At 65.6% G+C, this 17830-nt stretch carries 19 protein-coding genes and 1 other RNA gene; 8 read left to right on the top strand and 12 right to left on the bottom strand.

Annotated features, from left to right (window positions below; all coding sequences use genetic code 11):
* The first annotated feature begins 9 nt into the window (after positions 1 to 9).
* From EKH81_RS18685 to EKH81_RS18670, 4 genes are all read left to right on the top strand, one after another.
* Positions 10 to 840 (top strand): aldo/keto reductase, encoded by an 831-nt coding sequence (locus EKH81_RS18685; RefSeq protein ID WP_368407740.1) that lies wholly within the window; start codon positions 10 to 12, stop codon positions 838 to 840.
* A 111-nt stretch (positions 841 to 951) separates the two neighbouring features.
* Positions 952 to 1692 carry a hypothetical protein gene (locus EKH81_RS18680; RefSeq protein ID WP_132061435.1) on the top strand — a complete coding sequence of 247 codons (741 nt, stop codon included), beginning with the start codon at positions 952 to 954 and terminating at the stop codon, positions 1690 to 1692.
* A 63-nt stretch (positions 1693 to 1755) separates the two neighbouring features.
* Complete coding sequence (locus tag EKH81_RS18675; protein ID WP_132061432.1) at positions 1756 to 1947, top strand: DUF7333 family protein; 192 nt, start codon at positions 1756 to 1758, stop codon at positions 1945 to 1947.
* A gap of 42 nt (positions 1948 to 1989) precedes the next feature.
* Positions 1990 to 2217 carry a hypothetical protein gene (locus tag EKH81_RS18670; RefSeq protein WP_132061429.1) on the top strand — a complete coding sequence of 76 codons (228 nt, stop codon included), beginning with the start codon at positions 1990 to 1992 and terminating at the stop codon, positions 2215 to 2217.
* A gap of 269 nt (positions 2218 to 2486) precedes the next feature.
* Here EKH81_RS18670 and EKH81_RS18665 read toward each other — a convergent pair whose 3' ends face one another.
* The 6 genes from EKH81_RS18665 to EKH81_RS18640 form a co-directional block, all read right to left on the bottom strand.
* A complete protein-coding gene (locus EKH81_RS18665; RefSeq protein WP_132061426.1) occupies positions 2487 to 3458 on the bottom strand; it encodes a phosphoadenosine phosphosulfate reductase family protein in 972 nt (323 codons plus the stop codon).
* A 384-nt stretch (positions 3459 to 3842) separates the two neighbouring features.
* Complete coding sequence (locus tag EKH81_RS18660; protein ID WP_132061423.1) at positions 3843 to 4424, bottom strand: DUF7110 family protein; 582 nt, start codon at positions 4422 to 4424, stop codon at positions 3843 to 3845.
* Positions 4425 to 4535: 111 nt separating this feature from the next.
* Positions 4536 to 4877 carry a glutaredoxin family protein gene (locus EKH81_RS18655; RefSeq protein WP_132061419.1) on the bottom strand — a complete coding sequence of 114 codons (342 nt, stop codon included), beginning with the start codon at positions 4875 to 4877 and terminating at the stop codon, positions 4536 to 4538.
* 50 nt (positions 4878 to 4927) lie between these two features.
* Positions 4928 to 5578 carry a transcriptional regulator GfcR gene (gene gfcR / locus EKH81_RS18650; RefSeq protein WP_132061416.1) on the bottom strand — a complete coding sequence of 217 codons (651 nt, stop codon included), beginning with the start codon at positions 5576 to 5578 and terminating at the stop codon, positions 4928 to 4930.
* Complete coding sequence (locus tag EKH81_RS18645; RefSeq protein WP_132061414.1) at positions 5575 to 6645, bottom strand: glucose 1-dehydrogenase; 1071 nt, start codon at positions 6643 to 6645, stop codon at positions 5575 to 5577. The genes gfcR and EKH81_RS18645 overlap by 4 nt, the downstream gene beginning before the upstream one ends.
* 78 nt (positions 6646 to 6723) lie before the next feature.
* Positions 6724 to 7686: an AIR synthase family protein gene (locus EKH81_RS18640; RefSeq protein ID WP_132061411.1), complete on the bottom strand. Its 963-nt coding sequence runs from the start codon at positions 7684 to 7686 to the stop codon at positions 6724 to 6726.
* A 791-nt stretch (positions 7687 to 8477) separates the two neighbouring features.
* Here EKH81_RS18640 and EKH81_RS18635 point away from each other — a divergent pair.
* On the top strand, positions 8478 to 9749 hold the full coding sequence (locus tag EKH81_RS18635; protein ID WP_132061408.1) for an HAD family hydrolase: 1272 nt from the start codon (positions 8478 to 8480) through the stop codon (positions 9747 to 9749).
* Positions 9750 to 9751: 2 nt separating this feature from the next.
* Here the strand turns inward: EKH81_RS18635 and EKH81_RS18630 are convergent, their stop codons facing one another.
* The 6 genes from EKH81_RS18630 to EKH81_RS18605 all read right to left on the bottom strand — a co-directional run bounded on the left by EKH81_RS18630 (position 9752) and on the right by EKH81_RS18605 (position 16280).
* The gene (locus EKH81_RS18630) at positions 9752 to 10801 is read right to left on the bottom strand and encodes an ABC transporter permease (RefSeq protein WP_132061405.1); all 1050 of its coding nucleotides are present in this window, start codon (positions 10799 to 10801) and stop codon (positions 9752 to 9754) included.
* Positions 10798 to 11874: an ABC transporter permease gene (locus EKH81_RS18625; protein WP_132061508.1), complete on the bottom strand. Its 1077-nt coding sequence runs from the start codon at positions 11872 to 11874 to the stop codon at positions 10798 to 10800. Before EKH81_RS18625 ends, EKH81_RS18630 begins: the two co-directional genes overlap by 4 nt.
* 53 nt (positions 11875 to 11927) lie before the next feature.
* Positions 11928 to 13523, bottom strand: coding sequence for an ABC transporter ATP-binding protein (locus EKH81_RS18620; protein ID WP_132061402.1), 1596 nt, complete (start codon positions 13521 to 13523; stop codon positions 11928 to 11930).
* A gap of 42 nt (positions 13524 to 13565) precedes the next feature.
* Positions 13566 to 14693: a BMP family lipoprotein gene (locus tag EKH81_RS18615; protein ID WP_132061399.1), complete on the bottom strand. Its 1128-nt coding sequence runs from the start codon at positions 14691 to 14693 to the stop codon at positions 13566 to 13568.
* A gap of 246 nt (positions 14694 to 14939) precedes the next feature.
* Positions 14940 to 15920: a PLP-dependent cysteine synthase family protein gene (locus tag EKH81_RS18610; RefSeq protein ID WP_132061396.1), complete on the bottom strand. Its 981-nt coding sequence runs from the start codon at positions 15918 to 15920 to the stop codon at positions 14940 to 14942.
* A 36-nt stretch (positions 15921 to 15956) separates the two neighbouring features.
* Complete coding sequence (locus tag EKH81_RS18605) at positions 15957 to 16280, bottom strand: DUF5798 family protein (RefSeq protein WP_132061393.1); 324 nt, start codon at positions 16278 to 16280, stop codon at positions 15957 to 15959.
* A gap of 81 nt (positions 16281 to 16361) precedes the next feature.
* Between EKH81_RS18605 and EKH81_RS18600 the strand changes: the two genes are divergently transcribed.
* The 3 genes from EKH81_RS18600 (at position 16362) to ffs (ending at position 17738) form a co-directional block, all read left to right on the top strand.
* Positions 16362 to 16781: a DUF7548 family protein gene (locus tag EKH81_RS18600; protein ID WP_132061390.1), complete on the top strand. Its 420-nt coding sequence runs from the start codon at positions 16362 to 16364 to the stop codon at positions 16779 to 16781.
* Between the two features lie 72 nt (positions 16782 to 16853).
* Positions 16854 to 17387, top strand: a complete 534-nt coding sequence (locus tag EKH81_RS18595; RefSeq protein ID WP_132061387.1) for a hypothetical protein — start codon at positions 16854 to 16856, stop codon at positions 17385 to 17387.
* A 38-nt stretch (positions 17388 to 17425) separates the two neighbouring features.
* Positions 17426 to 17738, top strand: an RNA gene (ffs, locus tag EKH81_RS18590) — signal recognition particle sRNA.
* The last annotated feature ends 92 nt before the right edge of the window (positions 17739 to 17830 follow it).

Raw genomic sequence — 17830 nt, 5'->3', positions numbered from 1 at the left:
GGAGTCACTATGGCCCAGACGGAACCCGCGGAGGAAGACCTGTCCCACGGAATGCCACGACTCGGACTCGGAACGTGGCAGAACACCGACCCCGAACAGTGCGCCGAGAGCGTCAGGACCGCGCTCGAAGCGGGCTACCGACACATCGACACCGCCCAAGCCTACGACAACGAGGAGTACGTCGGCGACGGTATCGCGGCCGCCGACGTGGACCGCGACGACGTGTTCCTCGCCACGAAAATCTGGACGACCAACCTCGCCCACGACGACGTGCTGGAGACCGCGAAGGCCAGCCTCGACCGCCTCGGCGTGGACGCGGTGGACCTGCTGTACGTCCACTGGCCCGCCGGGGAGTACGACCCCGAGGGCACGCTCGCGGCGTTCGACCAACTGTACGACGAGGGGCTGATTCGAAACGTCGGCGTCTCGAACTTCACCCCGGAGTTGCTCGACGAAGCCCGCGGGATTCTCGACGCGCCCATCGTCGCGAATCAGGTCGAGTGTCACCCGTTGCTCCAGCAGGACGAACTGCTCGACTACGGCCGCGAACACGACATCAATCTGGTGGCGTACTCGCCGCTGGCCCGCGGCGCGGTGTTCGACGTGCCCGAGATTCAGGAGATTGCGGAGAAACACGACGCGAGTCCCGCGCAAGTGAGCCTAGCGTGGCTCCTCCAGCGCGACGGCGTGGCCGCGATTCCGAAGGCGACCGGCGAGGCCCACATCCGGGACAACTGGGGCGCGCTCGAACTGGAACTGGACGACGAGGACGTGGCGACCATCGACGCGCTCGGCGAGGGCCGGCGCGAAGTGGACCCGGACTTCGGGCCGTGGAACTGATTCGAAAGCGCAGTACCACCGTCGATTCTCCCGACGACAGTTCAACGCCGTAACACTCCCATCGACGGACCCCGAAACTTCATATCCGGGGTCACGTATGAAAAAGTGAAGATGCACGGCGGAACCAGCACTGGCTTCGTGGGGGCGATACGGTACGACCTGAAACGACTGCACGAGAGTTGGATGGCGCTGTTCTTCCCGAGACAGCGCGGGGCCGACGACACCGTCCTCGGCAAGTGGACGCCCTCCTCGACCTCGGGGAAGGTCGCGTACCGAGTGTGGGGTGCGGTGGGAACGCTCGTCGTGGCGATTCTCTACCCGTTCACGCTGTTCGGATTCGCGACCCGGTACTACACCCGGAAAATCGACGGGACCGCGACCCGAATCGGCGTGGTCGGCGTCGTCCTGCTCTCGCTCCTGGCGTGGGGCGGCCTGACCGCGCTCGCCCGGATGCGATTCTCGACCACGGGCTTCTTCGCGGTCGGCGCGGCGGGCGGGGTCGCAACCGTCTCGGCCGCGCTCGCGTACCTCACGGGCACGTACGGCGGGCGCGCGAGCACGGTTCTGCTCGCGTACCCGTTCGCGATGACCGCCATCTTCCTGCCGCCCGTGGTCGCGGCGCTCTACTCGCCGAGTCTGTCGGAGGTCATCTTTCCCAACAGCTACACGCTCGCGGTCTGGATTCTCGACAATCCGCTCGACGTGTGGGGAATCAACACGTACCTCCGCGAGAACTTCGTCCTCGAAGGCTCGGCGTACGTCGGGATGTGGTTCGGCCTGTCGGTGCCAATCGGGTGGTTCTTCGGTCTGCTGGTGACGCTCGCCGACCTCGTCCGACCGAGTCCGGAGTGAGGCGCGTCGGCGCGTCCCGGTCGTAACGCAACTATTTTCGTCCTCTCGTCCTCACACTCTCGTATGGAGTTCGACACGACCGTAACCGCCGGTGCACTGCTCGCGCTCGTCGCCGTCGGGACGGCGGCGCTCATCGGGATGGGCGTGATGGCGACGAGTACCGTGCTGATGATGGTCGCCCCGTCGATGCTGGTGTTCGGGGCGGTGGCGCTCCTGCTCGGAGTCAAGCACGGCGAGTACCGAGCGACGAGATAGCCCACCGACAGATACTTTCTTTTGGCGTGTCGGCTCACGAACATGGAGGACCCTCGCCCACTCGTCGGTCTCGTGCTGTTCGTCGGCGGCGCGGTCGGCGCGCGGTACGCCCACGTGCTCGCCAAGTGGGACGAACAGATGGACGCTATCGGGAGCAAGCGGCGTTTGAGCGAGGTCGAACCCGCGATGTGGAAGGTCACGTTCGTCCTGCTCTCGTGTGCGGCGTCGGCCCTCGTCGGCGCGCTTCTGCTGGTCGTCTCCATTATCTGACGCGAGAAAGCCGAGACCGCGAACCGCGACCCGCTACACGCGGTGGCGGTGCGGCCACGGTGCGGTCGCGGTGCAGTCACGCACCCCCAATTCTTCCGCGAGCGAGGGCGTCAGCCCGAGCGAGCGGACCAAGGAACCCTCGACCGAGGAGTGCGGCGGCGAAGCCGCCGCATCTCCGAGGGAGGGGGTGACGCCGTGTTTTTGGTCGAGCTTTTACCAGCGAAGGAATCCGCCGGAGGCGGATTCCTGAGCGCAGTAAAAGGTCGTTCCTACATGTAGCCGAGGTCCCGAAGGCGCTCCATCAGGTCCTCTTTGTCCTGGGCGCGGCCAGCGCGCTCGGTCGTGTCTTCGAGGTCCTGCAACCACGCGGGTTCCTCGTCGGACTTCTCGGTGCTGACCTCGCTCCCGAGCGACCGGAATCCGGCGAAGTACTTCGGACTGACCGGGATGTCGTCCTGCGTGAGGTCGTTCGGCAGGTCGTCGTCGGCCTCGGGGACGTAGCCCTCGTCGGGGTAGTCCTCGACGGTGTCGGGCACGACGAAGTGCCAGAAGGTGTCCCAGACCGCGCGCTCGTCGAAGTGGAGAATCGGCTGGACGCGGTCGTGAGGCGGGTAGATTTCGGGGTCGTGGCGCGGGCTGAAGAACGTCTCGTCCGCGCGGGCCTCCTGTTCGTCCCATCGGACGCCGGAGATGATGCCGTCGATGTCCTGCGATTCGATGGCGTCGTTGAGCGCCACCGTCTTGAGCAGGTGGTTACCGACGTAGGTGTCGAGCAGGAACGGGAAGGTGTCCTCCTCGTACTCCAGAATGTCGCGCACGTGGTGCTGATTGTGTTCGCTCAGCGCGTCGATGGGGATGTCGTCACCGGGCGTGAGGTCGTTCTCCTCGACGTACTCGCCCACGTCCTCGTTGCGGGCGTAGACGACGTCGAGGTCCCACTCGTCGGCCCAGTGAGCCACGAAGTCGTGAATCTCGTCGAAGTGCTGGTAGTGGTCGATGAACACCGCGGTCGGGGTCGGGAGGTCGTACTTCTCGGCGACCTCCTTGATGAAGTACAGCGTGAGCGTCGAGTCCTTCCCGCCGGTCCACATCACCGCGGGGTTCTCGTACTGTTCGAGCCCCTGCTTCGTGACTTCGATGGCCTTCTCGATTTTGTGCTCCATCGAAGCGTAGTTCTCGGGGTCTTCGCCTTCGCCGTCGGTGTAGTCTACGTCGACGTAGTTCGGGAAGTCTTCGGGCATCGTTCGTAATTAGATATAATTACCACCGTAAAGTGCCTTTCGGCTTTTCACGAGCGCAGGATGGGTCATCCGGTCCGAAGGCGTCGTTTACCGGGGTTTCAAGCGTTCTCTGTTGGGAGGCCGTACCACGGACGGTCGGCACGTTCGGGGAGCGAGACGCTACTTTCGGTGGTGGCGGTGATGCGGTTGCGGTGCAGTATCGCACTCAGTTACTCACCGCGAGCGAGGGCGTCAGCCCGAGCGAGCGGGCCGAGGAACCCTCGACGGAGCAAGCGGCGCGCGAAGCGCGCCGCGTCCGCGACGGAGGGGGTGACGACGGCTTTTTGGTCGAGCTTTTTATCGAGAGGCGGCCGCCAGCGGCCGCCTCTCGCAATAAAAAGGTCGTTAGATGAACTCGTTGTCCCGCCAGTTCACGCCGCTGGACGACGACGCGTCGGCGTTCGGCCCTTCCACGACCTCGATGGACGCGGGTCGGTCCTCGCCGTCAACGATTCGGGTGGCTTCGAGTTCACCGTCCTTCTCGGCGATGGCGGTCAGCGTCCCCTTCTCGGCCTGTCGCGCGAGGTCACACAGCACCAGAAACATCGGGTACTGGACCGCGGTGTTCTGGAGGACCGTTTCGCGGTCGCCTTTGAACGCGGCCATTTCGATGAGTTCGCCGAGCGGTTCGTCGTCCTCCTCCTCCTCGTCGATGTCTTCGCCCCACCGCGGCCCGTTTCGCTTTTCCAGTTCCTCCTCCGTGTAGACTCGCGTCTCGGAGATGCTGGCTTTCAACTGCGCGGTCGGCGTGTACTTGCTGATACTCTCGTCGTCGGCGACTGCGCTGATGATGAGCGTGTTCTTGCGCCGGGTGATGTCGACACTGGCGATTTCGGGCGGCAGCTCCGGGTCGCCTTCGAAGTAGTCGTATACAGTTTCCAGCGGCAGTTCGAGCGTCGAGTGAAGTCGATATACTTGCCCCGTCATTTGTAGTCTACTGAAAGTTCCCGGCTGGCAACGCGGTACACGGTGATGTAGGTGGTCCGAACATATATGAGCTACTCTTTTGGTCCCGGTTTTGTCCAGCGAAAAAACACATTAGGGGGAGAGCTCTGTTTCGAGTTCGCCTCGTTCGTCGAGTTCGGCCAGCACGTCGCTCCCGCCGACGAACTCGCCGTCCACGAACGTCTGGGGGATGGTCTCCCAGCCGCTGTGGTCTTCGAGCGCCGCCCGGTACTCCGGGAGCGCTTTCAGCACGTCCACGGTCTCGTAGTCGTCGCGGTGGGCGGAGATGAGTTCGAGCGCCTTCTGGGAGTAGCCACACTGGGGCATCAGCTCGTTGCCCTTCATGAACAACACCACGTCGTTGTCCGCGATGGCGGAATCGACCCGCTCGCGGGCCTCTTGTTCGGTCAGGTCGCTCTCGGGTTGGAACGTCATACCTCCCAGTAGACACCGCGCGCGCAAAGAAGTTGCGACACAATACCCGGCTACTCCTCGTCGCCGACGCGCACGACGTTGATGAGCGAGTGGACCGGAACGCCCTCTATCGTCTCGACGCCCTGCTTGTCCACGAGGACACAGCAGGCGACGGGCTTGCCGCCCTCGCTCCGGATGGCCTCGACGGTCTCGGTCATCGTCGTTCCGCTGGTGATGGTGTCGTCCACGACGTAGCACTCCCGGCCTCGAATCTGGGCGAAGTTGCGCGAGAAGGTGCCGCCGAGGTCCTCGATGTCGCCCTCGTCCCACTGGTGCTTGGCGGGGGCGTACGTCCCGAGGTCGGTGTCGAGTTCGCGGGCGACCGACGTGGCGAGCGGCGCGCCCGCCTTCTCGATGCCGATGGTGAGGTCCACCTCGTCGCCCTGCTTGCCGAGGAGGTCGGCCATCGCCGCGGCCGCGTGGTGGAGTCGCGTGCTGTCGCGGCCGAGCGCCGACCAATCGACGTGGATGTCGTGGGGGCCGCCGTCGCCCGACGGTTCGGGCGCGGGGGTCGTCGGCGTCTTGGTTCCGGTCCCGCTTCGTTCGACCAGCCAGCTCGCGGTTTCGCGCGAGACGTTGAGTTCGTCGGCGATTTCGCCCTTCGAAAGTCCCTGCTCGGCCAACTCCGCCGCGCTCTCGATGAGGTCGTCGATGTTCTTCATATCTGAGCGAATTGGACCGCCGCCTTTATTGCCGTTTCGTCGTCGTCAGCAAACGCCGCCTCGTAGCTGTCGAGGTCGTACACGCCGGTCACGAGCGCGTCGAGGAACCACTCCGGGAGGCTCCCGAGCGTCTCGACCGCCGCGGCGAAGTGGCGGTGATTGGAGTTGACGCTGCCGACGAGCGCCTTGTTGTTCATCACGAACTCCTTGTGAACCGTCCCGCCGTCGATTTCGAACTCCCACGGTTCGGGGACCCCGAGCAGGGCTCCGACCCCGCCGGGTGCGAGCGCCTCGATTGTCTCGAACGCGTGCTTGGCGTAGCCGGTCGCCTCGTAGACGAAGTCCATCGGTTCGTGCGCGTCGGGAATCTCGGGAACGGGGGTCGCGCGCGAGTCGATGTATATCGCGCCCAACTCCTCGATGATGTCGATGGTCGGGTCGGGGCGGTCGCGCCGCCCGAGACAGTAGGTGCGGTCGTACCCCCGCGCGTCGAGCATGGCGAGGGTCAGCAGGCCGAGACTCCCGTTACCGAGGACGAGGCCCGAGTCGGGGTCCCAGTCGAACGCCGACCGCGAGGCCTCGGCGTGGTCGATGGCCTTCTCGGAGATGCTGATGGGTTCGACCAGAAAGCCCCACTCGGCGTACGACTCGGGGACCGACACGAGGTACTCGGCGGGGCTGGTGAAGTACTCGGCCATGAAACCGTGCGCGCCGTCGATGCCGCGCTCGACGCACGCGTCTGGCGGAGCCATGTCGGGTTCGCCGCGCTCGAAGTACTCGTTCGGCCCCTCGGCTGGCGGTCGGCGCACGGTCGGAACGACCACGTCGCCCGGTTCGAAGGCCGTGTCGTTCGCGTCGGCGACGACGCCGACCGCCTCGTGGCCGAGGACGAGGTGGTCTTCGCCCGGTGGAAGGCCGCCGTGGCTCCCCTCGATGACTTCCTCGTCGGTGCCGTCCACGCCGACCCGGAGCGTCCGGACCAACACCTCGCCCGGTTCGGGTTCCGGACGGGGCTTCTCGACGACCGTGGGCGCGGTTTCGCCGCGCCGAATGGCGACTGCTTGCATGAGAGACCGTTGGGCCGCACGGGGTAAAAAGATTTATTCTAAGGCGAGTAAACATCCGCGACCCGAGTCCGGGCGCGCTCACTCCCAGAGGGCGTAGAGGTCGTCGCGAACTTCGCCGCGAACGACCTCGCCGTCGAGCGCCACGCCGGGGTCGTCGGTTTCGACCGCGACCCCGATTTCGCTCGCCGGGATTCCTTCGGCGTCGAGCGCGCCGAGAGCGTCGTCGGCCGCGTTCTCCGGAACGGCGGCCAACAGCGCGCCCGACCCGAAGATTCGGAGCGGGTCCACGTCCACCGCATCGCAGAGCGCCGCGGTCTCGGACCGAATCGGAACGTCGTCGCGCGCCACGTCGATTCTGACGCCTGAGGCCACGGCCATCTCGACCGCCCCCGCGAGGACGCCGCCCTCGGTCGGGTCGTGCATCGCGGTCGCGAACTCCCGGAGCACTCGGGCGTCCGGAACGACGCTGATTTCGCCGAAAAAGTCCTCGGCGCTGTCGATTGTGTCGGTCGGGAGAGTGAGTTCCTCGCGGAAATCGGTCGCCAGAATCGCGGTGCCCTCGATTCCTGCACCTTTGGTCAGCAAGATTCGGTCGCCGGGTTCGACGCCGCCCGTTGGGACGTACTCGTCGGCGGCCCCGAGCGCGGTCATCGACACCATCGGGCGCTCCAGCGCCGGGACGTACTCCGAGTGGCCGCCGACGATGGCGACTCCGAGCGACTTCGCTTCGGCGTCGATTTGCTCGGTCAGCACGTCGAGCGTCTCGGGGTCCTCGCTCGGGAGGAACATCGTGTTCGTGAGCCATCGCGGGTCCGCACCCGAGGCGGCCACGTCGTTGCACGCGACGTGGACCGCGAGTGTCCCGAGTCGCTCGCGGGCGAGCGAGAGCGGGTCGGAACTGACGACGAGCAGGTGGTCGCCGAACCGAATCGCGGCGGCGTCCTCGCCGTACTTCGGTCCCATCTCCACCGCGTCGTCGGCCGCGCCGGTCCGAGACAGCACGAAATCCGCCAAATCGTCGGGGTCGAGTTTGCCGACCATGTGCGCCAGTGCGCGCCGGGGACCTAAGTTTCGTCGGAAGCGACATCCCGGGTTCGGCGGCGTCACGCCCTTGGTGGTTCGGTTCGTACTGACCGGCATGGGACTCTACGACTCGCTCAAATCGACGTTGGACGTGTTTCGGCCGACGTGGGAGTGCCACCGGTGCGGGAAGACGTACCGGCGTAATCGGAAAACGTGTCGGAAGTGTGAGTGTACTGTGTTCGATAAGATTCGGTAACGGGGTTGAGACGCCAAACGGACCAATTCGAACCTCCATACTGACCAATCCACCCGGCGCGTGCCTCCAAGCCGAACAATCCACCCGGCGCGTGCTGGCGCGACCCGCAAGTGGTCGCGCCCAAAGCGCGCGAGGGATGAGGACCGCAACGAAGTGAGGACCGCAATCGGTTGGGGAGGACGTGGCCTGCGGTTTCTCATTTGTGGAATGCGAGCAGGACGCTTCAGTCGTTCATCTTCCGTGACTTCATTCTGTTCCTGAGTCATCGAAGCGTCCTGCTCGCACGTCACCTATGAGAACCGCACCCGCGACGGCCACACCCTCCCCAACCGATTCGCTCACTCCCTTCGGTCGTTCACTCATCCCTCGCGCGCTTTGGGCGTGACGCCAAACAACGGCGTCACGCCAGCGCGCGCCGGGGTCCAAATTTCACCGGGGTCCAAATTTCACCGGGTGACATACTTCGGGAAGACATACACCGAGAAAACATTCTCCGAGATTGCATCCCACTCGTACCCCGACCTTTATTCCCGAAAGCGCCCCCAGTTCGAGTATGGAGCGATACGACCAACTCTACCGGCTCTACGACGAGTTCGACGCCACGACCCTCCGCGCATATCAGGACTTCGTGGACCTCTTTCCCCCGGTCGATTCGCGGGTCGCCCTCGAACACTGGCAGGAGGCCAGCGAGGAACTCGCGGGTCGAAAGGACGAGGTTCGGGCGGCGTTCCCCGCGACCGGCGAGACGTTCGCCGACCTCGCGGCGCGCGCGACCCGCGACCAGGCGTTCACTGCGCTCGACCTCTACACCAAGTACGGCCGCGGGGTGAACGTCCTCGTCCTCGACGTGGACGAGACCCTGCGCTCGGCGGGCGGCACCGACAACGAGATTCCGCGCGAGACCCTCCACCTGCTCACGGAGTTTTACGAGGACGGCACTCCCATCGTGGTCTGTACCGGCCAGACCCTCGAAAACGTCAAGGGATTTCTGATTCAGGGGCTCGGAAACGAACTCGTCCACTCGGGCGATTTGAGCGTGGTGTACGAGGCCGGAACTGGGGTGTTCACGCCCGGCCACGGTGCAGATACGAAGCGCCTGCTCTACGAGGATTTGGACGACGACATCCGGGCGGTCTTCGACGCCGTGCGCTCGCGAATCCTCTCGGAGGCCCCCGACGAACTTCGGCGCGGGTGTCACCTCCAGGGCAACGAGTTCAACGTCACGATGAAACCCAACTTCGAGACCGGGAGCAGGGACGCCCACGCGGTCATCGACCGGGCGCTCGTCTACGAACTCGACCTGCTCGGCGACAGCGTCGCCGAGCAGGTCGGCGCGAACGAGGCCGACGAGCAGTCCTCCGACGAAAGCGACCCCGGCGACTGGGCGCGAGCGTTCTACGCCGACCAGGACCCCGAAATACGGTCGGTCCTCGAACGCGAGGGCGCGACGCCCGACTGCTCGCCCGACGACGTGCCCGAGAAGATTCGGGGCGTGTTCGAGCGAATCGACGTAGCGTACTACGAGGCCGACGCCGCCGAAATCGGGAGTCTCGAACTCAACAAAGTCGTCGGCGTCGAGTCGGCGTTCGAAGTGCTCGGCATCGACGACCCCTTCACGGTCGTGATGGGCGACAGCAAGAGCGACCTCCGGGTGATGGAGTGGGTCGAGGAGAACGACTACGGACTCGGGGCCGCGCCCGAACACGCCTCCCGCGACGTGCTCGACCACGTCATCAGGACCGACGAACTCGTCTTCGACCGCGGGAAGGCCGGGGACGTGCTCCGGGCGATTTACGCGCTGAATCGGCTGGCGACCGTCGGATAGCCCTACTCCTCGCTCTCGTAGGACTCGCCGACGGCCGACGGCATCCGGGTCGAACCCCAAATCGTGAGGACCACGACGACCGCGACGTAGGGGAACAGATTCACGAGCCTGTTCGGGAGTTGGATGCCTGCGGTCTGGAACTGAATCTGGAGCATATCCAGCCCACCGAACAGGAGCGCGGCGGCCGCCGCCCCGAGCGGATTGTAGTTGCCGAACAGGTACGCCACGATGCCTATCCAGCCCCGACCGTTCACCATCGTGTCTCCGGTTCCAGTAAACGACCCCGCGTGCGCGAGGAGGACGGCACCGCCGAGTCCCGCCATCGCACCCGAGAACAGCACCGCGGCGTACCGAACCCGAGTCACGCTTATTCCCGCGGTGTCGAGCGCCTCCGGATTCTCGCCCGCGGCCTGAAGCCAGTAGCCGTACCGGGTGTGATAGAGGAACACCCACGCGGCCACTGCCAGCACCGCGGTGAGCAACACCAGCGGCGACGCGTCGAACAGGAGTCGACCGAGTATCGGTATCTCCGCGAGGGCCGGAACCGTCACGTCGTTCATGCTCGCGAGTCGCGGACTGTTTCGGTTCCCCCAGAGCAGGACCGCGGTGAACGGTCCGAATCCGAGACCGAGGAACCAGACCGCCAAGCCCGCCACGATTTGGTCGGCTTTGTACCGAATCAACAGTACGGCGAAAATCACGGTGTACACTAGACTGACCGCGACCGAAGCCAGAATCGCGAGCCAGAGGTCGCCCTGCGTAACCGACTCGCCTCCGAAGAACCAGACGAACGCGGCGGTGTTGGCCGCCCCGAATATCATGAACCCTTCGAGACCGATGTTGAAGACGCCGCTCTTCTCGGCGTACAGGCCGCCGATGGCCGCGAGCGCGATGGGGGCCGCGGCCTGAAGCGCCCGCTCGATGAATCCGACCGTCACGATGTCGGCGACCGGTACGTCGAGTTGGACCGCGAGGACCGCCGCCAGGACGAGCAGGGCGGCGGCGATTCCGACCCGAACGCGAGTCCCGCGAGCGTTCTCCACGAGGCTCATCGGTCGTCACCTCCGAGGCCGGTCCGCGCCGCGGCCATCCGAAACAGTTCCGGCGCGGAAACGAACAGCACGACGAGTCCGACGATGCCGTCGATAAGCTGAACGGGCACGTCGCTGTTGAGACCGATATGGGCACCCGCGGAGTCGAGACCGCCGAACAGCAGTCCCGCCGGGACGACGCCCACGGGGTTGTTCGCCGCGAGCAGACTCACCGCGATTGCGTCGAAGCCGTACGTTCCGACGCCGCTCGGGTCGCTGTAGTAGCCCTGAATCATGATAGCGAAGACGGCCCCGGCGACGCCTGCAACCATTCCCGAGAAAGCCATCGTCGTGACGATGGTCCGCTTGGCGTCCACGCCCGAGTACGTCGCGGCCGACTCCTGGTGGCCGCTCGTCACCATGTCGTACCCGAAACGGGTTCGCGCCACGACGACCGCGACGATTACGACGACTGCAAGCGCCACGGCGAGACCGACGACCGAGAAGTCGGGACTGTCGTACACGATGGACGGAAATTCGACGTACTCCGGAATCCGTTCGGTGTTCGGGGCCCTGTTACCTTCTCCCCGAAGCGGACCCTCGACCAGCCATCCGACGACGCCGACCGCGATGAAGTTCAGCATAATCGTCGTGATAATCTCGTTCGCGCCGCCGTACGCCTTCAGAACTCCCGGGAGCGCCGCGTACGCGCCGCCAGCGACGATACCCGCGAGCGTGCCGAGTACGATGAGTCCGACGCCGCCGACCGCGTTCTCGGGCAGGAACGGCGCGAGCCACAGGATGGACATGACGGTAGCGAACCCGCCGACGACGAACTGGCCCTGCACGCCGATGTTGAACACGCCCGCCCGGAACGCGATTGCGACGGCGACCCCGGTCAGGATGAAGATGGTCGTGAACTTCAGCGTTCGCGAGACGGCGGCGTCGTCGCCGAACGCGCCCTCGAACACGTTGGCGATGAAGTCTATCGGGTCGTACCCGGCCGCGGCCACCACGACCAGTCCGACGACCAACGCCAACGCCGTCGAGGCCGTCGCGATTGCGAGTCGCTGAAGCACACTCGCGTTCAGCATGCGGGCGGCCGCGCGGTCGAGCGCGGCGCGGCCGCGACTCGAATCCGACCCGCTCACGACGATGCACCTCCCTCGGGCGCGTCTTCGGTCGCGTCGGCCGCACTCTCGTCGTCGGCCTCGTGGCGGTGCCCGGCCATCAGCAGGCCGAGTTCCTCTTCGGTCACGTCCTCCGGGTCGGCCGTGTCGATGAACTCGCCCTCGTACATGACCGCGATTCGGTCCGAGAGCTTCTGAATCTCCTCCAGTTTCGAGGAGACGAACACGATTGCGAGTCCCGCCTCCCGGAGTTCGAGCAAGCGGTCGTGGATGAACTCGATTGAGCCGATGTCTACCCCGCGAGTCGGGTGCGCCGCGACGATGACGTCCGGGTCGTGTTCGATTTCCCGGCCCACGATGAACTTCTGCTGATTGCCGCCCGAGAGCGACGACGCCTCGGTGTCGGGGTTCGGCGGCTGAACGTCGTACTCCTCGACGATGTTCTCGGCGTGCTCGCGCACGGCGGTCCAGTCTACGAATCCGCCGCTGGCGTACGGTTCGATGGTCTGATTCCCCAGAAGCGCGTTCCGGACGAGGTCGTAGTCCTGCACCAGACCCTCCGTCTGGCGGTCCTCCGGAACGTACGCGATTCCAGCCTCGATGCGACGACGGCGACTCATTCCGGTGATGTCCTCGCCGCCGAATCGGACGGTGCCGGACTCGACCGGCCGAAGTCCGGTGAGCGCCTCGGCGAGTTCGGTCTGGCCGTTGCCTTGGACGCCCGCGATGCCGAGGATTTCGCCCTCTCGGACGGTGAGGTCCACGTCGGTCACGCGTTCGAGACCTCTGTCGCCCCGAACCCGGAGTTCGGCGGCTTCGAGAACCGGATCGCCGGGGTTCGTCTCGCGCGGTTGGCGGTCGAACAGTATCTCTCGACCGACCATCATCCGGGCGAGTTCCTGCTCGGTGGTGCCGTCGGCGGGGACGGTCCCGACGGCCGCCCCGTCCCGGAGCACGGTGACGCGGTCGGCCGCCGTAAGCCCCTCGTCTAGCTTGTGCGTGATGAAGATGAGCGAGCGACCCGCCGCCGTGAGTTCGTCCATCACGTCGAACAGGCCTTCGACTTCTTGGGGCGTGAGAACCGCAGTCGGTTCGTCGAGGATGAGAATCTCGGCCCCCCGGTAGAGACTCTTGACGATTTCGACGCGCTGGCGCGTCCCGAGGTCGAGGTCGCGGACCGGCGTGTCGAGGTACTCGTCCACGTCGAAGTCGTAGCGCGAGGAAATTTCCTCGATTTCGGCTCTGGCGGCCGACTCGTCCACCAGTCCGTTCTCGGTCGGCTCGTGGCCCAAAACGACGTTCTGGAGGACGGTCATCGGTTCCACCAGCTGGAAGTGCTGGTGAATCATGCCGACGCCCGCGTCCATGGCGTCCCGAGGCGAGTCGAACGACCGCGGTTCGCCGTCGACGTGAATCGTCCCCGCGTTTTGGTCGTATAGCCCGTAGAGAACGCTCATCAGCGTGGTCTTCCCCGACCCGTTCTCGCCGAGCAGGGCGTGGACCTCGCCGCGTTCCAGCGTGAAATCGATGTCGTCGTTCGCCACCACGTCACCGAAGCGTTTGGTGATGCCTTCGAGTCGGACGGCGGACGTCTGTGCCTTACTCGTAGCCATGATAGGGAGATAGTGTCATAAAGGCGGACGGAAGAGGCCGAATCAGTTACAGCCGGAGGCGGTACACGGAACTTCGATGTCGCCGTCGGCGATGCCCTGCTTCGCGTCGTCGAGGTTCTGCTGGACCGCGTCCGGGAGTTCGCCTTCGAACGCCTGGCCGATAACGCAGTCGACGGCCTCTTCTTCGAGTCCGAGGGTGTTGGCCCCGGTGACGCTCTCGAAGTTGCCTTCCACGACCGCGCTCGCGACCTCGCGGGTCCCCTCGTTGATGTACTTGACCGCGGAGCCGAGGATGACGTCCTGGAAGTCGGGGAGCGTCTGGGACTGGTCGGCGTCGACGCCGATTGCGAAGCGGTTGTTGCTCTGTGCGGCCTCGAACACGCCTCGTCCCGCGGCCGCCGCGGCGTGGTAGACGATGTCCGCGCCGTCGTCGTACTGCGAACTGGCGATGTCCGCGGCCGTGTCGGTGTCGGTGTAGTCGCCGATGTAGCCGACGTTCACGCTCACGTCCTCGTTGACCCACTCGGCTCCCGCGACGTAGGACTGCTCGAACGCATTGATGAGCGACTCGTCTACGCCCCCGACGAAGCCGATTTGTGCGTTCTCCGAGTCGGTCTCGCTTCCCTCGTAGGACAGTTCCTCGGTGGTCATCGTGCCGCCGAGGACGCCCGCGAGATACGACATCTCGTGGTTGGCCCACGTGTAGCCCGCGACGTTTGGCTCGTCGACGTGGTCGTTGATGAGCATCCAGTTCTGGTCGGGGTAATCGACCGCGTTCTGCGTCAGCGCCTCGGTGTGGTTGTACGACACGAGGACGATGAGGTCGTAGTCGCCGCTCTGAGCGAGTTGGGCCTGTGTGGACTGGTACTGGGCCTGTTCGGTCTCCTCGACCTGATTGATTTCGATGTCGTACTCCTCCGCGGCGGTCTGGAGACCTTCGAGCGCGAGGTCGTTGAATGCGCTGTCGTCGAAGCCAGCGGGACTCGAGACGATTGCGATGTTCGTCGTCTGGTTCTGCGCTCCCTCGGAGCGTCCGGTCCACCCGGCCAACCCCAACCCCCCGACAAATGCGGCCCCGGATGCGAGAACGGTGCGACGACCGACCCCGTCCGACGAATCCGAGTCGGATGGGTCGGTCGAGTCAGTTTCGTGCCTGAGTTTCTCTGGCATCATCCCCACCTAGTAATCCGTCATATGTTAAAAAACTACGCCCATCAAACAGTATTCTTTATTTCTCGTAGAATCTATCGAAGATTCGTAGAATCGGGGTCGTGGCGTCGTCACACAGAGCGACACGCTGTTGCTGACGGTGCGTGACTGTCGAGGGGTGCGCTCCCGTCGGACGACGTGCCGCCGAGACCGAGCGAGAGCGGACGCGTCCGCTCTCGCTCGGCGACCCGTTCGCCCGCGGTCCGGCTACCCCTCCCACTCCTCGAACGACCGGTAGATGCCCTTCGAGAGGTAGCGTTCGCTGGAATCGGGGAAGATAGTGACGACCGAGTCGTGGGGCGCGTCGATTTCGCCGTCGCGGATGCGCTCGGCCACGTGGCGTGCGGCCGCGCTCGCCGCGCCAGCGCTCGACGCGACGAGGTGGCCCTCCTCGCTGGCGAGTCGCCGGAGTTCCTCGTGGGCGCGCCGGTCGGGCACCTGTAACACCTCGTCCACGAGGTCGGGGTCGAACAGTTCGTTGGTCGCGGGGTTGTGGGTGCCGATGCCCTCGATTTTGTACGCGGCCTCCTCGGGGTCGGCCCCCTTCGTCGCCGAGTAGAGCGACCCGTCGGGTTCGACCGCCGCGACGTGGGTCTCGGGGTCGGCTTCGAGCGCGTACTTCGCGATTCCCATCAGCGTGCCCGCGGTGCCGCATCCGGCGACGACCGCGCCGACCTCGCCGTCCAAGGCGTCGAAAATCTCGGGCGCGGTCGTCTCGTAGTGAGCTTCGACGTTCAGGGGATTGGCAAACTGCTGGGGAACGACCGCGCCGTCCATCTCGTCGGCGAGCTGGTGGGCGCGGTCGATGGCCCCGCCCATGCCCTCGTCGGTCGGCGTGTTGATGACCTCCGCGCCGAGCGCCGCCATCAACTGCTGTTTCTCGACGCTGAATCGCTCGGGGACCACGAACACCGCGTTCACGTCCAACTGGCCCGCCGCGATGGCGAAGCCGATGCCGGTGTTCCCGGCGGTCGGTTCGATGACCGTGCCGCCGGGTTCGAGGTCCCCCCGGTCGAGCATCGCCTCGACCATGTACTTCCCGATGCGGTCTTTGATGCTCGCGCCGGGGTTGAACGATTCGAGCTTGGCGTACACCGGCACCGACTCGGGTGCCGCCTGCACGGAGACCAGCGGCGTCTCCCCCACAGCCTCCAGTACGGAATCGAGGGGCTCTCGGTGGGTCGTCATTGCGTAGGCAAAAGTTGCGGGGTCTGTTAACGCTTTTTATGCGTCAGCGTCGGGGGCGTCCGTCGTCGCGGCGTCGTCGCCTGCATCCGCCGTCGCGTCGTCGCTCGCGTCCCCGGTCTCGGGCAGGTCGGCACCGGCGAGCACCTCGTCTGCGTCGATGCCGCGCTCCTCGGCGAGCGCCTCGATGAGCGCGCGCTGTTCGGCCGATTCGCGTTCGAGCGTCTCGACGCGCTCGCTGGTCGAATCCAGCTTCTGGCGCATCTCGGCGACCTGCTCGCGGAGTTCGTTGAGCCTGCTGTACAGCTTCTCGGCGGTGTCGGCGAGCTTTTGGACCTTCTTCGCCGTACTTCCGAATCCCATACTCGTGGTGTGTGTCGCGTGATACGTGAGAGTTCCGACTCGACCGCCGCGCTTTTTGACTCGCCCCGAAAATTTCGAGGTATGTCCTACAGACAGCCCCCCGACACCCGCGCTCCCTCGGTCGGCATCCTCGCGTCGCTCGCGGTCCTCGCGACCGTGGTCGCGCCGTTCTTCCTTATCAGGCCGACGGAGGCGGGAGTGTACTACGACGCCCCGACGCTCGTCCCGGTCCACCTCGTTATCGGCGTGTTCGCGTCGGTCGCGATAATCGTGTTCGCGGCCGGGCGGAACGGTCGAACCGACCCCGAAACCGCGGCGGGCGCGACGGTCGTCCTCGGCGGCTTCGTGGCGCTCCTCGCGCTGTGGTGGGCGATTGCGGTCGGCGATATCGTCGGGAGCCTCACCGAAAACGCGGCGTTCGACTACCACCGCTGGGTGCTGGTCGCGGCCGCCTTCGCGCTCGCGGGAAGCGCCGGGTGGTACGCCCGCGAGGTGCTGTAGCTTCAGCCCGCGATTACGCCGGGTTCAGGCGGCCCATAACGAAGCCTTCGCGGGTCGGCGTTCGACTCACTCGTGGAGAGAACCGACTCAGCCGAAGCGACCGAGCGCCCGACCCGAGACGGTGGCGTTCCGGAGTCCGGTGCGCCCGACGTTCCGGGGTTGGACGCGCCAGACGTTCCGAAATCGGACGCGTCGAGCGTTCCGGGCGCGGACGTGCCGGGCCGCCCGTGGATGCTCCGGGACGATGAATTTCTGCTGGACGAAGACCGCGAGTACGTCGTCCGCGAGGAGCGCCGGTCGTGGCTCTCGTTCGTCCCCCCAGTCGTCTTCGGCGCGCTCGTCGCCCTCATGGTGGCCGACGCTGCCCTCATCGCCGTGGCGGTCGCGGCGGGTGTCGAGCCGCTCGCACTTCTCCCGGCCGAGGTCGCGGCGTTCGGCTTCCGCGGACTCCTCGTGGCGAAAGCCGGTATCGCGGTCCTGCTCGTGACCCTGCCGGGCTTGGTTCGCGCCGGGCGCTCGACTCGTCTCGTCGCCGATGCGACCGACGCGCTCGTCGGTCTCTCGGCGTTCGTGGCGACGCTCGCAACTGTCGTCGCCCTCACGTGATTAGCGAAAGGCCCTTAAGTCGGAAGTCCCTTACTTCGAGATGGACTAGGCCGGGCAGTTAGGCCCTGCTCGTCACCCGCGCTACGGTCTTCAGCGGGGGCCGAACCCCGGAGGCGTCCGGTCCGACCGCGCCGGGCCCCGGAAGCCGACTTCGAAGCCTCGTCCTGCGGGGACAGCGGTCCTCGGCGGACGCTCGCAGGAGCGTTCCGACCGAGGTTTGCCGGTGGCAATCCGTCAGGCACGGAAGTGAGCAGCGGACCACTGGACACCTGTCGCTCGGAGGGTTGCGGGGTGGAGGACGCGACCGGGATTCCCCGGTGCGGAACGCCGGGCCAATCCGGCCGTCCACCCATTCATAACGCACAACCTTTTCCTGCACTCACGAGTCTGAAAGCCGGGGGCTTTCAGACTCGTTCGCTGGCAAAAGGTTGATCAAAAACGCT

Origin of the sequence: Halorussus amylolyticus (genome assembly GCF_004143485.2) — an archaeon.
In the GTDB taxonomy this organism is placed as follows: Archaea; Halobacteriota; Halobacteria; order Halobacteriales; family Haladaptataceae; genus Halorussus; species Halorussus amylolyticus.
Note: the sequence above shows the minus strand (reverse complement) of the source record. Positions and strands in the feature narration are given on the sequence as shown.

Coding starts and splice junctions, on each gene's coding strand:
- EKH81_RS18680 (WP_132061435.1), top strand. CDS start 952: ATGCACGGCGGAACCAGCACTGGCTTCGTGGGGGCGATACGGTACGAC.
- EKH81_RS18615 (WP_132061399.1), bottom strand. CDS start 14,693: ATGCCAGAGAAACTCAGGCACGAAACTGACTCGACCGACCCATCCGAC.
- EKH81_RS18645 (WP_132061414.1), bottom strand. CDS start 6,645: ATGCAAGCAGTCGCCATTCGGCGCGGCGAAACCGCGCCCACGGTCGTC.
- EKH81_RS18665 (WP_132061426.1), bottom strand. CDS start 3,458: ATGCCCGAAGACTTCCCGAACTACGTCGACGTAGACTACACCGACGGC.
- EKH81_RS18635 (WP_132061408.1), top strand. CDS start 8,478: ATGGAGCGATACGACCAACTCTACCGGCTCTACGACGAGTTCGACGCC.
- EKH81_RS18670 (WP_132061429.1), top strand. CDS start 1,990: ATGGAGGACCCTCGCCCACTCGTCGGTCTCGTGCTGTTCGTCGGCGGC.
- EKH81_RS18675 (WP_132061432.1), top strand. CDS start 1,756: ATGGAGTTCGACACGACCGTAACCGCCGGTGCACTGCTCGCGCTCGTC.
- EKH81_RS18625 (WP_132061508.1), bottom strand. CDS start 11,874: ATGCTGAACGCGAGTGTGCTTCAGCGACTCGCAATCGCGACGGCCTCG.
- EKH81_RS18600 (WP_132061390.1), top strand. CDS start 16,362: ATGTCCTACAGACAGCCCCCCGACACCCGCGCTCCCTCGGTCGGCATC.
- EKH81_RS18640 (WP_132061411.1), bottom strand. CDS start 7,686: ATGGTCGGCAAACTCGACCCCGACGATTTGGCGGATTTCGTGCTGTCT.
- EKH81_RS18630 (WP_132061405.1), bottom strand. CDS start 10,801: ATGAGCCTCGTGGAGAACGCTCGCGGGACTCGCGTTCGGGTCGGAATC.
- EKH81_RS18605 (WP_132061393.1), bottom strand. CDS start 16,280: ATGGGATTCGGAAGTACGGCGAAGAAGGTCCAAAAGCTCGCCGACACC.
- gfcR (WP_132061416.1), bottom strand. CDS start 5,578: ATGAAGAACATCGACGACCTCATCGAGAGCGCGGCGGAGTTGGCCGAG.
- EKH81_RS18620 (WP_132061402.1), bottom strand. CDS start 13,523: ATGGCTACGAGTAAGGCACAGACGTCCGCCGTCCGACTCGAAGGCATC.
- EKH81_RS18610 (WP_132061396.1), bottom strand. CDS start 15,920: ATGACGACCCACCGAGAGCCCCTCGATTCCGTACTGGAGGCTGTGGGG.
- EKH81_RS18655 (WP_132061419.1), bottom strand. CDS start 4,877: ATGACGTTCCAACCCGAGAGCGACCTGACCGAACAAGAGGCCCGCGAG.
- EKH81_RS18685 (WP_368407740.1), top strand. CDS start 10: ATGGCCCAGACGGAACCCGCGGAGGAAGACCTGTCCCACGGAATGCCA.
- EKH81_RS18660 (WP_132061423.1), bottom strand. CDS start 4,424: ATGACGGGGCAAGTATATCGACTTCACTCGACGCTCGAACTGCCGCTG.